The organism is Selenomonas oralis (assembly GCF_051603425.1).
In the GTDB taxonomy this organism is placed as follows: Bacteria; Bacillota; Negativicutes; order Selenomonadales; family Selenomonadaceae; genus Selenomonas; species Selenomonas sputigena_A.
Genome location: NZ_CP194411.1, coordinates 669,173 through 684,887 on the forward strand (window position 1 = coordinate 669,173; position 15,715 = coordinate 684,887).

The following is a 15,715-nucleotide window of genomic DNA, read 5'->3' on the forward strand; positions in this document are numbered from 1 at the left end:
TTGCCCCCGCCCTCAATCTTCCATCCCTGCAAGCAGGAAGTCCTTGCCGCACGGTTCCTTGCTCTGTATGATGTCCGCCAGCTTGTCGCTGACGACGGAATAGGCGCACATGCGCTCCACCAATTCTCTGGAGGCATCTCCCATCCGCCTGCGGGCTGCATCGTCGCCGAGAAGCTGCAGCGCTTTTTCCGCAAAAGCCGCCGCGTCCTCTGTCGGAACGCGGTACCCGGTCCTGCCGTCAAAGATGAGATCATTGCATCCCCCGATATCGGAGACAACAGCCGGCAGGCCGCTTGCCATCGCCTCGAGAAGGGAGGTCGGCAGAGCCTCGTGGCGTGAGGGAAATACATAGACATCCCCCATTTGATAATACGGCAGCGGCCAATCCACTTCGCCAAGAATCCGTGCACTGCCATTGGTTTCCTTTGCCATTTCGTGCAGTCGGCGCATGAGTTCATGCTTGCCGCCGCCGACGACAAGAAGGCGTGCTCCTGCATCCGCCGCATGCACCATCGGCCAAAGCTTCAGCAAGGTGTCGACGCCCTTGTCACGCACAATGCGCGCACAAAAGACGAGCACGCGCGCATCCGGCGAAATGCCTTGCTCTTCACGCAGACGCTTCTTTTCCTCGACGGCCGGCACGACATAGCGCTCTGTATCGATGCCATGCGCCAGAACGGAAATCTTTTCGGGAGCAATCCCGCCGCGCTGGATATAGCCGTCACGAATTTCATGTGTCGTTGCAATATAATTCGTACAGGTTGAAAAAACACGGCTGCGCCAATTTTTCCCCGCATCAAAGATCTCGGCCTTTCCCGTCAAGGCGAGCGTCACCGGAAAACCGCGTGCATGAGCGAAGCGAATCGCCCACACGGCAAATTTCGGCGTGCCGATGATGTAAAAGGCGTCCACGGTTTTATGCGTCGTCATGAGGCGCACAAGAAGCTCCGTGCCGCGCGAGGGTTCGTGCAGACGCACGAGATCGATGCCGTCCATAGCTTCGCGCGACTTCGTATAAAAATGACGCTTCCGCGTAAAAATGGTAACCGTATGTCCTCTCTTGATCAATTCTTTCGCATGGTTTTCCGCATGGAACTCGGCTCCGCTCTTCGTCGGCAGCCCATCTTTGGAAAACTTCTCGCCGACGGCAAAATCCTTGACCAGAAGTGCGATATGCATCTTTCCGCCCGCCTTTCCCTATCCCCAACAAGGCTTTCCACTTGCCTGTTTCCTGCTTTTGCAACGCCGTTTCACGCCCTTCATCCTCCCAGCATTTCAATGCATGCCTCCAGCACCTCCTGGGGCCGCACGTTCCATAGGCAGGACGGCTGCGGCCAGGAGGGGCAGCCTTCGGCCGGATAGCTGCAGGGACAGCACGGCTCCTTGGCTGTAAATACGCGCACGTTTTCGCTGATCGGATGCCAGCGGTCGGGGCTGGTGCAGCCGTAGACCGTGACCAGCGGCGTTCCCGTCGTCGCGGCGATATGCGTCGCGCCCGTATCGACGGTGAGGAAAAGGTCCGCCGCCTGGATCAGCGCCGCAAGGTCGCGAAGCCCCGTATCGCCGCAGAAGTTCTCCGCCGTTTTTTTCGTCTTCATCCCTGCGATGACTTCCGCCGCGTATTCCCTGTCGCCCGGTGCGCCAACGACGAAGAAAGCCGCATCGTATTTCCTCTCGAGCCCTTCGACCACTTCGGCGAAGTATTCCTGCGGCCACGTCTTGAGCGGAAACGTTCCCTTGACGCAAAGGGCGATTCGCTTTTCCGCCTGCGGCAGCCGAGCCAGAAGCTGCGCCGCCTTTGCCTCATGCTCCGGCCGGATTCGTGAAAACACCGGTTTCTCAAGCCCCTCATCGGGCAGCCCCGTGACGCCGCGCACGATCGCCTGGTACGTCTTGACCTGCAACGTCTTTTCCAAATCGTGTGTGATGGGAACGGTCTTTGTATAAAGCCATGTGACGCGGCTCGGTTTCGCATCGAAGACGCGGCTCGGGCCGACGCGCACGGGAATGCCCGCCAGAAAAGCCACGAGAGCAGGCCTCAGCTTCCTGTCGAAGGAAATGGAGAGGTCAAAGCGACGCGCCTTGATTTCCCGCACCATGCCCAGCATCTTGCCCAGGGAGTTCTGCTTCGCTTTGTAGCCGAAAACGAGCACCTCGTCGATGACGGGATTATCCTCCACCGCCTCGCGCACAACAGGCTTGACGAGCATCGTGATGCGTGCATCGGGATACGCCTTTTTCAAAAGCGCGACGGCGCCCGTCGTCAGAACGACATCGCCGAGATTGACAAGCGCGTTGACGAGGATGTTCTTATACGGCTTCATTTCAATATGCTCCTCCCGAACATCGCCCAATATGCGACGAAAAAATCCCACAAGTCTAAAGCGTCTCCAGACGGGCAAGCCATGCGTCAAAGTGGCGACATTTCTCCCGCAGCAGTGGAAGGCCAATATCCTTCGCGATATTGTAGCCGTCGAGAACCTTATCATATGCCGGATAGATGGCCTGAATACGTTTGGAAGGAGACGTATTGGGATTATTGTTGATATGTTCCGGCGTGGGGAACTGTTCTTCGATCCTGCGCAGTGCACGGAGCTTCCGTTCACTCAAATCGCAATACGAAAACGCCTCAGTTTTTGAAAACAGCAACGCCTCATATTCGTGCAGCAGCAGATTGGGATAGAAGCGCTCTTCTCCCATATCCACCCGCATATGCTCTTCCTCATGGGAAACTCTTTGATAGACATCGTTTTGCAGCGCTGTCCGATATCCCGGGGTATCGGACGGGAGTCCATAATAGTCCAGCATCGTTGTGACAAACGCGCCTCTATCATTTCGACAAAGGCTGCATATATCCCTCCGGATGCGGCTGTATTTCGAAACGCCATAGCACGGGATTGCGGCAAGGATTATTTGCTTTTCCGCAAAAACAGGCAGCAGCAATTCATTGATGAATTTTTCTTCGGACGGACCTTCGCAATAAATATGGATGCGTACCATATCAAGGACGCCCCCCGAGGATATTGCGTTTCCACAAATCGCCCAATGTATAATCCTCCGCCAGCCAATCTTTCAGCTTCTCACTGTCCAGCCTGCGAAAGACAGAGGCCGTATCCTCATATTCGGCGACAATGACATCCTCTGCCTGAAATTCATTCAGCAGTTCCACCGACTGTGTGGAAACAATGATCTGTTTTTCAAGAGAAGCTTTTTTTATCAAAGAAGCCAGCAGTTGAACGGCATAGGGGTGCAGGCCCAGTTCAGGCTCATCGAGCAAAATGGTTTCCGGCTGAAGTTCCTTCGGCTGAAGGAACAAAACAGCCAGACAGATGAACCGCAGCGTACCATCCGACAGCTGTGACGCCCGGAAAGGAATATCGCTTCCTTTCGCCCGCCATTCCAAGGCGATTGTATCCGGCTGCAACGGATTGGCCCGCAGGATAAAATCCTCAAAATACGGCGCCGCCATCTGCACGGTCCGCACAATGCGGTGATAAGCGGATGCGGCCGTCTGCTGCAGGCGATAGAGAAATGCCGCCAAGTTTCTCGCATCAACGGCAAGCTCGATATTATCATTGATTCCATGCATCTGCTTGACGAGCGCCGTATCGCTCGTATCATGAAAATGATAGACGCGCCACCTCTGTTTTTCCAAAAGCGGCTTCACATACGAATCGATGCCCGTATGTGTTCCCTCTTGCCAGGCGGATTCCATATTGCCCCCGCCTATGGGGGACCAGCCTCTCATATTCTCAAAAAAGCGTTCCGCTGCAATCATCAGGCGATTATCCAGCGTAGGCTCAAGGATAAAGCCATACCCATGATTTCCGAAATAGAAATTCGCCTCCATTTGCTCCGTTCGCTTCCTGCCCCAATGCAGGAAGGCGTCAGGGCCGCCCTTTTGGGCGATATAGCGCTGCATACGTCCCTCGATCATGGCTTGCAGCAGGGAAAACAACGAAATGAGATTTGTCTTGCCCGAACCGTTGCTTCCAATCAAGATATTGATCCTGCCGAATTCCATCTCACTTTTTCGGATGGACTTGAATCCATGGATCTCAAGGTGCGTCAGCTGCTGCCCGTTCATGGCTCCCCTCCTCTCGTCGCTGCGGCTTCATTTCAATATGCTCCTCATCTTTCCCTCGATCTGTGCGTCGACATCGTCCTGGAAGGCGAAGCGCTTGCGGTAGACGGCGCGCTTTCTTGTCGGGACTTCTTCCATCGTCTTGCGCGTTTCCCTAAGCGGCAGCTCATAGAATCGCGCATCTTCCGTGACATGGCCGCCGGCCTCTTCCCAGAAAGCGCCGAAATCGGTCTTGAGTTTGCGGTCGCGGCGCATGTGGTTGTTCGCATAATAGCCTGCGTTCGATACGGCATAGATATGCTTGAGCCCCATGGAGCGTGCCACAGCCTGCATCATGTATAGGATGAGATTCTTCGTGCGGTAGCGGTGGGCGCGCTTCGTCGTTTCCTTGACGATCTCTTTGGCGTTTTTCATATTCGGGCCCTGCATCGCGCCGAGGAAAAGCGACGGTTCGCCCTTCTTGTCGCGCGCCAGCCAGAACATGATCTGATAAAGCTCCGAGGTTCCGAGCATCATGCGCAGGCTCAGCAGGCCTTCCTTGCGCTGTCCCGGGCCGAAGGTCAGCTCGGCGAACCAATCGCTGTCCGGCTCAGTCTCGCGCCAAATCTCATAATGCGCGTCCAGGCAGCCCAGGCGCACGGCCCACTCCGCCGGAAAAAGCTCGAAGAGCAGGCTGAAGTGGCTGCGGATGAGCTGCGCGCGCTCCGCCGTCGTCGAGCCTGCATAGAAAAAGGCGCGCGTCATCTGCTCGATGGGGAAGGGATTTCGCACGAGGATCTTTTTCCGTTCCTCGTCCGCCTCGAACCAGTCGTACAGTCCCTCAAGCGCCCCATGGTGCACGACGCCGCGCCCCAAAAAGACGACGAGCCGACGTGCCTCACGCCAGTTTCCCGTATCGTATATGCGCCGCCCCAGGCGGATGAGCTGCCTCACCATGATTCATCCCCCACATGCTCGTTCTTCTTGTCAAGGTAATAGAGCTTGACGTACTTCGCCATCGTGTAGAAAAAATGGAAACCTGCCAGAAAAAGTCCGATGCGCCCATCGCGCCAGCCGCCGCGCAGGATATACATGCGAAAGGAGGCCCATGCCGGATGCAGCAGGATATCGGAAAGGCTCGCACGCTTCCCCTTTTCTCTGAGCTTTTCGGCGGCAAGCGTCGTATAGACGTTGAACTTGCTGAAGTAATGCTCCCAGCTGCGATAGGGATAGTGGATCATATAGCAGTCCTTGGGCAGGCGCACCTCCTCGTACGTGTGGCGAATCGCCTGGTGCACAAGCCCTTCGACATGCGTGCCTTCCCGCGGCAGAAGGCGCACGACATAATCGGGAAACCAGCCGCCATGGCGCAGGGGATGCTCCCAGAAGTAATTGAGGCGGGCGTTGAGATAAGCATAGCGCCGGTCGTCCGCCGCAACGATCTCGCGCACTTTCGCGGCGAGGCGCTTCGAAGCGCGCTCGTCGGCGTCGATCATAAAAAGCCACTCGTAGCGCGTCTGCCCGATGCCGAACGTCTGCTGCGCCCCCCAGTTACCGTCAAGCGCACGCTGCACGACGCGCGCACCGAGCCCTTCCGCAATCGCCGCCGTCCTGTCCGTACTGAAATCGTCAAGGACGACAACCTCATCGGCAAAAGAAACGCTCCGAATGCAGTCGGCAATATTCTTTTCCTCATTCTTCGCGAGTATCAAAACGGAAAGCTTCGCCATAAAAATCCTTTCCCTGCCTGCTGCGGAATCCCTGATAAATTCCATCTCGTCATCTTGGTGCATCCTTTTCGCCCGTTCTGCATCGCCAGAGCCTTGGCCAAGCGAAAAATCCGCATCCATCCGACGGGCTTCTATCAGCGCTTTTCTGAAAACGCCGTTCCTCAAAGTTCCAGTGGGTGAGCATTGGAGCACTGTATGGTTCCGTCTTTTTCCACAAGTTCTTGCGCCTTGGAACAAACCTTGACAAATTTAAGCAAATCAAAGATATTTTCCGGCCTTTCCCCACAATAAAGAGCCAGCCTCCTGCACAAACGCCTCTTGGTTTCATCAATATCGTCCGGAATTTTTTGCCGCTGCGGACTGACAACATAGGCATCCAGACGAGAAAGCCCCTTCAGCCATGAACCATACGCCGACTTCTCCTCAATCGCCTTCGGCGTGTTTTCCAATTGCAGAAAGGCATCCTTGACAACCTCGCCTTTGAGTTCTATGAGATGAATCCATCTCCGCTGCTCAATTCTGCAGAGATAATCGCATTTGCGCAGCTGATTTTCTCCCGCGATTCCTTCATCCTTGACAATGCCTTTATCCACCTTGACAACTTTCATCTCTTGCTTTGCACGAAGAAAAAGTTTTGTTTTCTCATCCGACAGCGTATGCCGCTGCCCTGCCTTTAAAACTGCTACATGCCGCTCCGCATCCTTAGCCTCATTCCTGCCGCCGGTTTTCTTCATGCCCCACCTCATAATAATAGAGCTTCGAGTACAATCTTTCAACCTCGTCGGAAACGTCGTCGATCAAAGACGAGCGCAAATCCTCATATTCCACATCGACAAGAGGCTGCACGCTTCCATCCTGTTCCAATTTCCACGCTGTGAACTGCTCAGGATCGATCCATTTCCCTGCGGGGAGGATTTCCTGAAAAGCTTTGTCCCCGGCTGCACCCGGAATGATGCGGGCCAGACGTCCGCTGTAGTGAAGCACATTGGCCACCGTCAATGTATACGGGCTATGCGTCGTGACCAGTGCCTTGCTCTTGTTGATATTCGTAAATTCCGTGATGAACTCCAGCACCATCTTTTGCAGTGTGGGATAAATATGCGCTTCCGGCTCCTCGATGATGACGAAGGCGCACTCCTGCCGCAGCAGCAATATATAGAGCTGGTTGAGCAGCCACAGCAGCTCCTGCTGCCCGGAGGAAGCGTAGTTGATCGGCACCCTCTGCGTCTTATCCACAATGAAGTACTCCCCGGCTTTCGTGCTGCGGTAATCCCCCTTCAAGCCCCGAATAAGTTCCTGCGCCATTTCCGCCGCTGCAAAATCGCGTTCGGGCAGGGGGAAATGCTCGTGAACCTTCCCTATCCCACGATCAAAATGAGCTTGTATGCTTTCGTTGAACTGCATGAAGCGACGGTTGACCAAATCAATGCTGTCGTAATCAATCTTCGTTTTTTGACGAGAAAGAAGCGCCAACAATTGCCGTCCTGCCGGAATATAATACGTCGACAAGAAATCCCGGAAGATGTCGTTGACCCGGTTCCGAATTTCCTTGTGTATGCGTTCGCGCTCCTGCACGACAAAGGAGAAGTCCATGCGTCCTGCATCCTGCCGCCTTGCCGCAAGCTCATCTTCCAGCGCCAGCAAACGGCTGTTTAATTCCGGGCTGTACCGTACGTCAAGATATTTTTTTTCGCCGGACAACGATACCTGGATATAAATTTCTTCCGCATAATCGTAACGCATATGCAGCTTGTCATCCAGATACCAGCTGACACCGAACAATTCGAGGAAAACCTCCTTGAGCTTCCTGTTCAAAACCCGCGGAAGACGATTGTCCGGCTCCATGCTCCGGTCGGTTGCAATATCATATAAATAGGCGATAATTTCTTCCTTGATCAGGCGAAAGAAATAGACGCTCTTGCATATCGTACTCTTTCCTGTCGCCTGCTCCCCAATCAAAAGATTCATCCGCAGCAGATCGGATGTGAATTCTTTGACGGGACCCAGATGCCGGATTGCAATCTTTTGCATGGCCGTTTCACTCTCCCCTATGCGGCTGCCATCCCCCACAAAGACCTGCTTCCATAAATGCGCCTTTCTCTTTGGCGCCTTACTTTTCCTCCAGAATTCCTGTAAGCCGGCGGGCGAAGGCGGCGGGGCTGTATTCCGCCGCTGCTTTTTCGAGCTCCGCCCCATAGTGCGGCGCTTTTTCGTCGTAAGTGTTGACGAAATCCTCGAGCGTCTGCCGCAAGGCTGCCAGATTTCCGCTGGGGAAACGTTTGCCGATATCGAAGGCCGCAAATACTTCGGGGTTCATGTCGTCGCTCGTGACGACGGGCTTTTGGAAGCCGACGGCGGTGAAGAGCATGCCGCCCCAATGGTAGCGGTAGCGCGGCGCAGAATATGGCAGGAGGAGCGCATCGACGGAGGCAATGGCCTTCTGCCAGTCGGCGCCGATCAATCCCTTGTGCAGGAAGCGGACGCCGTCATGCTTTTCATACTTGGCGATGATGCGTTCAAACGCCGCTGCATCTTCCGGATGCATGGTCGCGCCCTGCACGAAAAGTTCCACGGGGCGCGTATAACGTCCGCCCAGATAGGCTTCCAAAAAATCCTCCAGACGTTTTTCGCGGCGATATTGTCCGAAAAAGCCGAGGACGAGCGGACGCTCCCCCGCCTCTTGGCGCTCGCCCTGCGGGAGCGTCCGCCCTTCCTCGCGTGCATTGTCTCGCCCCCAAACAACGGGCAGGGACGGCTCGCCCGGCTGCCAGTCGATATCACGCGGCACATACGTCGGCGGATAAAGCAGGCGGATATTCCTGCGCCGCTCGCCGAAGATGCTGTCCGTGAAGCAGAGCACGGCCGGCCGGATCTTGGGGCAGGCGGAAAGCGCATCCACGGCACGCAGGAATTTCGGCGCTTCGCCGGGATTGATGCCGTGCAGGATGAATACGACGGGCACCGGGGATTTTCGAAGGATGCTGCGCCGCAGAGCGCGCAGATAGCGATAGGTTGAGGTCGGCACGACGATCGCATCGATCTCGCCGCGCCGTGCGGCCTCGTGAAGCTCCCGATACCAATGCAGCCGATGGAGTTCGCGCCGCACGGTGCGAACGAGCTTCCGGATCCCTGTGACGCCCGTATAGGAAACGACCTCAGCTCCGAGTTCATGCACCGGCACCTGATAGTCCATGGCGAAGCGAAAGCCCCGCGGCACATAAAAAGAGACTTCATGCCCCATGGCCTGCAGTTCCTCGACAAGGATGCGGTCGAAGTCCACCTCGTGCCCGCCCGGCGTCATGATATTTTCCAATATGCCAATCCGCATGATACACCTCCTCTTTATAGTGTACCATGAAACCCCAAGAGGTCAAGCCGCAGGCGCAGACCGATTGGCTAGGTTTCTGTAAGGGCGGCGCACAATGTCCACAACGTGGACGTTTGTGCGTGTAGTTTAGCGTGAAAGCCCCAGAAGGCAAGCCCTAAGGGCGAAGCCTGATCGGCGGCTTTCAGGGTAAGGGGGTGAGGACATATGTACAGCACGATTCCATGATGTGCCGTCGCTGAAACCGGACACAAAAGCAAGCTATGCCGCTTCACTTGGCGGCTGAACATATGTCCTGAAATTTGCAGGGAAGGCGGCGAAAGTCAAGCGCCAGTCCCCCCCTGCCTGACCAGATGCTCCGGGTGGCGCACGAGCCAGCCCGTAAGCTCGCACCAGGCCTGCTGCTCATCGTCGAAGCGGCGCACGTCCTGTGCCATGGGCAAAAGCTCCGCTGAGACGCCGAGATCCTGCTCGACGCTGTTGACATAGCTGCCCAGCCGCTCCCGCGTCATCCAGCAGTAAGGCGTGACGACATGCCCGACAGGCTCCAGAAGCGATTTCTGCAGAGCATAATAAGAGAATCCCTGCGGTGCGATCAGCTCGAACAAGGTCGCCGGAACATTCATATGGCTGCCGATTGCATTGCCTGCGAACATCTCCTGCCCGAGCGCCGGATGCGACAGGGCGAACGAAGTCAGAAGCTGCTCGCGCAAATTCGGCTCGCGGCGCGGCACAATATCAAAGTCCAGCGGCAGGACTCCCGTCGAATGGTCGCCTGTCACAATAAAGAGACTGTCGGGATACCGTTTCCGCATCGTCTTGAGGAAGCGCAGCGCAGCCTGATCAGCGTACCAGGCGCTTCCCAAGCGCCGCCAGGTGGCGGGATCCTGCCGCAGGGCCTTCGGCATCTCGGGCATGAGCGCCTCGATATCGAAGCCGTATTCAGCAAACGGCATGCGATAAGGACCATGATGCGAGGTAGTGTAGAGAAAGTGAAACTCAAAGCCGTCTTCCCCATCCGCCTCAATCCGCCTCGCAGCTTCCTCCAGAAAGATATGGTCGTAAATGCCGAGCCATGTGCGCGGCGCATCCTTGGGGCAGATATCCGTGCCGCCGAAAGCCCTGTCGAAGCCGACGCCCGGCACGAAGTGGTCAAGGCTGCTCCACGTCAGGCTGCCGCCGTACCAGAAGCTCGTGCGGTAGCCGAGCTTCTTCAGCTGCAGCGGCAGGGACGTCTGCACCGTACCGTTCCAAAACGACTGGTTCTCGTTGAGCTCCATATCCGCATCAAAGATGCCCGTGAGCAGGCTCACAAGGGACGGCTGCGAGATCATGCCGCCGGGCAGGAAGTTCGGGAACGATACCGTATGCGGCTCGGCGCGCCATTCCTTGCTCGCCTCCATGAGATGGAGCTTGTCGTAAAGCGGATCAAAGAGGCTCTGCGCGTGACTTTCGAGAAAGAGCAGGAAGATATGGGACGGCTTTTCGATCCGCGCCCCCTTCGCCTCACGCCGAAAACTTTCCAGCGGCGATTTTCCTGCCTCCATCTTCTGCGGCAGAACGGGCGCCATGAGGGCGGCCGCCTCATCGTCGCTGCGCGTGAGCGCCGGATGCACCTTTTGCTTCCAGAGCGCCGCGAGAACGGGCAGATCGTCGCGCACAGCCTTTCCCATGAACACATCGTCCTTGACGATCGCCGGAACCTCATCCCACTCCGGCTTCTTCCTGTGCAGGAACGTGCCGCCGTAATGAAACCAATAGTAACCAGCGATGGAAGCCAGAAAAACAGCCGTATTGAACGCGTACTGCAGCCAGCCTTCCGGCAGCGGCGGATACGGAATCTGCGGCAGGGCCAGAAGACAAAGAGCCGCCGCTATGCAAAGCGCCGTATACGGAATATAGCTGAAGATCACGGCCATGCCGTGGTTCTGGTTGAAGAAGATGTCGCGGAAGTTGTCCTTGTCCGCATTGCGCCCGAGAAAGACCAGATGGTTGAAAATATCATGAAAGTGGTAATAAAAAATCAACTTGGCGATAAAAGCCGTATAGAGGACGAGCGCGTACGCTGTCACCACGACAAGACGGGCGGCATCGCCCCATGCGTGATAGGAGGAAAAGAATGCGCCCGGCAGGCTGATAAAAACGAGCGCGACGATATAGACATAGGCATTGAAATCCATGCCCCACCAGAAACCGTAACGGAAGCAATGGTACCAGCGCCGCCATTCCCCTGCAGGCGTCTTCTTCGGGCGATAGACGAGGATGAAGGCGAGCCGGAAGAGCGCGCAGAGCAAGGGCGGCAGCAGAGCGATTTTGATGTCCTGCTGCAGCCCGGAAAAAAACAAGGAAAACATCGTGCCGAACCTTCTCCCTTCCCAAACCTTTAGTCGGGCAGCTTTTCCAAAGCAGCCTGCACCGCTGCAAGCAGGCTGCCGCCCGTATAGAGGACGCCCTGCAGACCTGCGCGCTGCGCACACTCCATATCCCGCGCGGCGTCGCCGATGAGGCAGGAGCGGTTCCTCTCGATGCCGAACTTCTCGCAGGCCTCGTCGACCATGCCGGTATCCGGCTTGCGGCAGGCGCAGTTCTTGCGGTACTGCGCCAGTTTTGCCTCCGGATGGTGCGGACAGTAGAAGAAGGCGTCGATATGGGCGCCTTCTTTTTCGAGTTCCTCATTCATCCATGCGTGCAGCCGCATGATATCTTCCTCCGGGTAATAACCGCGCGCCACGCCCGACTGGTTCGTGACGACGACGACGAGGATGCCGCGCTCGTTCAGGCAGCGGATGGCAGGAATCGCGTCCGGCATCCAGCGGAAATCCTCGGGACGATGCAAATAGTCGGTATCGACATTCAGCGTGCCGTCGCGGTCAAAAAAGACGGCCTGCCGCTTCGCCTTCGGCTCACTCCCCATAGCGAAAGTAACCGCCTGCATCGAGGAAAGCCACGTATTCTCGGACGGCCTCCCTGAAGTCCGTGAACCCTCCGTCATAGCCGGCTTTCAGGAGGTTCTTGGGGTCAGCCTCAGTGAAGCTCTGGTACTTGCCGCGCAGGACTTCCGGAAAGTCGCGGTAGCCGATATGACCCTCGCCCATGGCAGCGATCACAGCGTCAGCGGCTTCATTGTAAGTATGCGCCTCGCCCGTACCGCAGTTATAAATGCCCGAAGGGCCTTTCTTCTCCCAGAACCAGAGGTTGATCCGGACAACGTCCTTCACATAGATGAAATCGCGGCGCTGCTCCCCGTCGCCGAAGCCGTCCGTACCGCGGAAGAGCCTCGCCTCGCCCGTTTCCTTGAGCTGTCGGTAAAGCTGATAAAAAATCGAGGCCATCTTTCCCTTGTGCTGTTCCTGCGGGCCAAAGACATTGAAATAGCGCAGGCCGACGATGGGACTGCGGCTCTCTCCTTTGACCTGGCGCACATAGCGGTCGAAAGCGAGCTTGCTGAAGGCATAGGGATTCAGCGCATCCTCCGCCGCATCGCCCTCGGTGAAGCCGTGGCGCCCCATGCCATAGGTCGAAGCGGAAGAGGCGTAAAGGAACGGAACCCGGTGCTGCATGCAGAAATGCAGCAGCGTCTTCGAGTACTCATAATTGGTCTTCATCATGTAGTTGACATCGTACTCCATCGTATCGGAGCAAGCGCCCTCATGGAATACGGCGTCGATATCGCTGCCGCCGAAATCGTCTTCCTCGATGCTCTGCAGGAAGTCGTCCTTGTGCTGATAGTCGATGAACTGCAGCCCGCGCAGGTTCTTGTAGTTCTCGCCATCCTTGAGATCATCGATGATGAGAATGTCCTGCCTGCCCTTGCGGTTCAGCGCCTTGACGATATTGCTGCCGATAAATCCGGCGCCGCCGGTAACAATGATCATGACGGGTTCCCCCTCCTTATAGACATTCGTCCGCGCAGTCTGGCGGCGTAAAAGATCCGCTATCTATTCTCCTCGCGCGCGACCTCCCGCAGCGCCTGCTTGAGTTCGTCACGGCTCACAGCGTAGGTGCCGAGCTTTTGCACGACGACACTGGCCGCAAGGTTCGCGAGGAAGGCGGCTTCCGCACCCTTGAGCCCTCCGGCAAGGCCGGCCGCCAGAACAGCGATCACCGTGTCGCCCGCACCCGATACATCAAAGACTTCCTGCGAGCGCGTCGGGATATGCGTCTCCTCTTCCGCACGGACGAGGCTTACGCCGTGCTCCGAGCGCGTCGCGAGCACGTTCTTGATCTTATACTTGCGCGAGATATAGCGCGCTGCCTTGACGACTTCTTTATCCTTGTTTTGTATGGGCTCCAATAGAAGCTCGTTGATTTCCTTGATATTGGGTGTGATATAGTCCGCCCCGCGGTACTTCGTCCAATTCGGCCCCTTGGGATCGACGATGACCGGTACGCCATGCGCATGAGCCGCCTCGATGACAGCCGTCGTCGTGGGCTCGCTGCACGTTCCCTTCGCATAATCCGAAACGATGATGGCGTCGATGCTTTCGGAGAGCTGACGCCGCACGAAAGCAAGAAACTTCTGGATATAGATCTCCTCCAGCGGCTCCGTGCTCTCGAAGTCCAGCCGCATCATCTGCTGATGGCCGCCGATGATGCGCATCTTCGTCGTCGTCGGCCGCTTCGTATGGACAAGCCCCGCATGGTCGATGCCGTTGGCCACGAGCTTTTCCTTCAGGGAGCGGCAATGGTAGTCCTCACCGACAAAGCCCGCGAGCAATGTCTCACAGCCGAGAAGCGCGAGGTTGTGCGCGACATTGGCCGCGCCGCCCAGCGTCTCCTTCTGGCGCGTGACATGGTTGATCGGCACGGGCGCCTCAGGCGAGATGCGCGTGACCTCGCCATAATAATACTTGTCAAGCATGACATCGCCCGTGACGAGGATCTTGCAGCGCGGCAGACGTTCCTCAACAAGGGCGAGAAGCTTTTCAATATCCATGGACGGCTCCTTTCCGTGGTCGAAAATCATGTGAAAACCGAACACCTTCTACAGTCTATTTTAATTGTACCATGAAAGCCCAAGAGGTCAAGCCGTAGGCGCTGACCGATTGGTCGCTTTCATGTAAGGGCGGCGCACAATGTCCACAAAGTGGACGTTTGTGCGTGTAGTTTACCATGAAAGCCCAAGAAGGCAAGCCCTAAGGGCGCAGCCTGATTGGTCGCTTTCATGTAAGGAGGCTGGACATATGTACAGCAAGCCCCCAAAGCACATCACTTCACCAAAGCACGGCAAGTATCTCCCACTTGTACAGCATCAAGGCTTCCCGGCTGAACATATGTCCAGCGAGTTTACCATGAAAGCCCAAGAAGGCAAGCCCTAAGGGCGCAGCCTGATTGGTCGCTTTCATGTAAGGGCGGCGCACTATGTCCACGAAGTGGACGTTTATGCGTGTAGTTTAGCGTGAAAGCCCAAGAGGTCAAGCCGTAGGCGCAGGGTGGGCGGACGCATCCGCCAGATCCACAACGCGGCATTCATACTGCCCTTCATGCGGCGGAATCCGGCCGATCTTGTCCCCGTAGAGGCGCAGGAGCTCCTCGGCATAGTGCAGCACGACGCTGACGGGGATATGCTTCATGCAGCCCATGTGATCCTCGCCCGTCTTGGGACACTCGTGCTTGCCGCACGGATGGCATTCCTCCGGTGTCTTGATCAGGACGTCCTTGGCATCGTAGGGATAGAAGCCGGGCACAGGGCTTGAGCCGAACATCGTCACGATCGGCACGTTCATCGCAACGCCGACATGCATAGGGCCGGAATCCGTCGTGATGAAGAGCGCACATCGCTTGAGAAGCGCCGCCAGCTCGGCAAGGCGCACGCGCCCTGTAAAGACCTGCAGCTCCGCGCTTGCGCCGTGGCGCATCTTGGCGCGGCAGGCTGTGACGAGTTCTTCGTCCATGGGACCGCCGAAAAAGGCGATGCCGTATCCCCTTTCGATGAAGTGATCGGCCGTCTCGGCGAAGAAACCGTCAAGCCAGCGCTTCGTCTTCCAGCTCGCGCCGATATTGAAAGCGATGACCTTCCTGTCTTCGGCAAAAGATTTCTGCCAGAGCGCTGCGGCACTCCGTTCCGCCTCCTCGGGCAGCCACATCTCGAGTCCGCCGTCGTCGATGCGCCGGATGCCGACCGCATCGCGCAGGACATCGAAGTGCGAGTGAATCTGGTGCTTGACCGCCTTCTTGTTCTCCATGACTTTGTCGAAAAAGATCGAAAAAAGCGGCTTCGCATAACCCACGATGCGCTTTGCGCCCGAAAAGGCCGCCAGCGCCGATGCCCGCTCATTGCGGTGCAGGTTGATCACGAGGTCGAACCGCTCGCGCCGCACGCGACGCATAAAGCGCAAAAAGGCGAGCGGATGGTTGTCCTCGCCTTTTTTGTCGAGCAGGAGACAGTTGTCGAGATGCTTGTTGTATACGACGAGATCGGCGAGCTTCTTGTCCGCGAGAAGCGTCAGGCGCGCTTTCGGATAATTCGTCCGAAGCGTCCTGAGCACGGGCGTCACGAGCATGAGATCGCCGATGTGCATGAGGTTGATGACGAGAATGTTCTTGTATTCCTGAGGCTGCATAAAAGACTCCCTTGACGGAAACCATGTGAACAAA

15 protein-coding genes are annotated in these 15,715 nt (G+C 56.7%); 1 reads left to right on the plus strand and 14 read right to left on the minus strand.

Going from position 1 to position 15,715, the window contains the following annotated elements; all coding sequences use genetic code 11:
- Positions 1-12: 12 nt before the first annotated feature.
- From ACRTGH_RS03185 to rfaE1, 13 genes are all read right to left on the minus strand, one after another.
- Positions 13-1,179 carry a glycosyltransferase family 4 protein gene (locus tag ACRTGH_RS03185; RefSeq protein ID WP_368846908.1) on the minus strand — a complete coding sequence of 389 codons (1,167 nt, stop codon included), beginning with the start codon at positions 1,177-1,179 and terminating at the stop codon, positions 13-15.
- An 80-nt stretch (positions 1,180-1,259) separates the two neighbouring features.
- Positions 1,260-2,324 (minus strand): lipopolysaccharide heptosyltransferase II, encoded by a 1,065-nt coding sequence (waaF, locus tag ACRTGH_RS03190; protein WP_368846907.1) that lies wholly within the window; start codon positions 2,322-2,324, stop codon positions 1,260-1,262.
- Positions 2,325-2,379: 55 nt separating this feature from the next.
- Positions 2,380-3,000 carry a DUF4276 family protein gene (locus tag ACRTGH_RS03195; RefSeq protein ID WP_368846906.1) on the minus strand — a complete coding sequence of 207 codons (621 nt, stop codon included), beginning with the start codon at positions 2,998-3,000 and terminating at the stop codon, positions 2,380-2,382.
- Between the two features lies 1 nt (position 3,001).
- The gene (locus tag ACRTGH_RS03200) at positions 3,002-4,087 is read right to left on the minus strand and encodes an AAA family ATPase (RefSeq protein WP_368846905.1); all 1,086 of its coding nucleotides are present in this window, start codon (positions 4,085-4,087) and stop codon (positions 3,002-3,004) included.
- 27 nt (positions 4,088-4,114) lie between these two features.
- Positions 4,115-5,020, minus strand: a complete 906-nt coding sequence (locus tag ACRTGH_RS03205; RefSeq protein ID WP_368846904.1) for a VirK/YbjX family protein — start codon at positions 5,018-5,020, stop codon at positions 4,115-4,117.
- Positions 5,014-5,838 (minus strand): glycosyltransferase family 2 protein, encoded by an 825-nt coding sequence (locus ACRTGH_RS03210; RefSeq protein ID WP_368846903.1) that lies wholly within the window; start codon positions 5,836-5,838, stop codon positions 5,014-5,016. The genes ACRTGH_RS03205 and ACRTGH_RS03210 overlap by 7 nt, the downstream gene beginning before the upstream one ends.
- 116 nt (positions 5,839-5,954) lie before the next feature.
- Entirely contained in the window at positions 5,955-6,527 is a 573-nt protein-coding gene (locus tag ACRTGH_RS03215; RefSeq protein ID WP_368846902.1) for a hypothetical protein, read from the minus strand.
- Positions 6,502-7,824 (minus strand): AAA family ATPase, encoded by a 1,323-nt coding sequence (locus ACRTGH_RS03220; protein WP_368846901.1) that lies wholly within the window; start codon positions 7,822-7,824, stop codon positions 6,502-6,504. Before ACRTGH_RS03220 ends, ACRTGH_RS03215 begins: the two co-directional genes overlap by 26 nt.
- Positions 7,825-7,903: 79 nt before the next feature.
- On the minus strand, positions 7,904-9,121 hold the full coding sequence (locus ACRTGH_RS03225) for a glycosyltransferase (RefSeq protein ID WP_368846900.1): 1,218 nt from the start codon (positions 9,119-9,121) through the stop codon (positions 7,904-7,906).
- 320 nt (positions 9,122-9,441) lie between these two features.
- Positions 9,442-11,472, minus strand: coding sequence for an LTA synthase family protein (locus tag ACRTGH_RS03230; protein ID WP_368846899.1), 2,031 nt, complete (start codon positions 11,470-11,472; stop codon positions 9,442-9,444).
- Positions 11,473-11,501: 29 nt separating this feature from the next.
- The gene (locus ACRTGH_RS03235; RefSeq protein WP_368846898.1) at positions 11,502-12,032 is read right to left on the minus strand and encodes a D-glycero-alpha-D-manno-heptose-1,7-bisphosphate 7-phosphatase; all 531 of its coding nucleotides are present in this window, start codon (positions 12,030-12,032) and stop codon (positions 11,502-11,504) included.
- On the minus strand, positions 12,022-12,993 hold the full coding sequence (gene rfaD / locus ACRTGH_RS03240; protein ID WP_368846897.1) for an ADP-glyceromanno-heptose 6-epimerase: 972 nt from the start codon (positions 12,991-12,993) through the stop codon (positions 12,022-12,024). Before rfaD ends, ACRTGH_RS03235 begins: the two co-directional genes overlap by 11 nt.
- 59 nt (positions 12,994-13,052) lie before the next feature.
- Positions 13,053-14,054, minus strand: a complete 1,002-nt coding sequence (gene rfaE1, locus ACRTGH_RS03245) for a D-glycero-beta-D-manno-heptose-7-phosphate kinase (RefSeq protein WP_368846896.1) — start codon at positions 14,052-14,054, stop codon at positions 13,053-13,055.
- A gap of 247 nt (positions 14,055-14,301) precedes the next feature.
- Between rfaE1 and ACRTGH_RS03250 the strand changes: the two genes are divergently transcribed.
- Positions 14,302-14,436 (plus strand): hypothetical protein, encoded by a 135-nt coding sequence (locus tag ACRTGH_RS03250; protein ID WP_368846895.1) that lies wholly within the window; start codon positions 14,302-14,304, stop codon positions 14,434-14,436.
- Positions 14,437-14,532: 96 nt separating this feature from the next.
- Here ACRTGH_RS03250 and ACRTGH_RS03255 read toward each other — a convergent pair whose 3' ends face one another.
- Complete coding sequence (locus ACRTGH_RS03255) at positions 14,533-15,681, minus strand: glycosyltransferase family 9 protein (RefSeq protein WP_368846894.1); 1,149 nt, start codon at positions 15,679-15,681, stop codon at positions 14,533-14,535.
- Positions 15,682-15,715 lie beyond the last annotated feature (34 nt).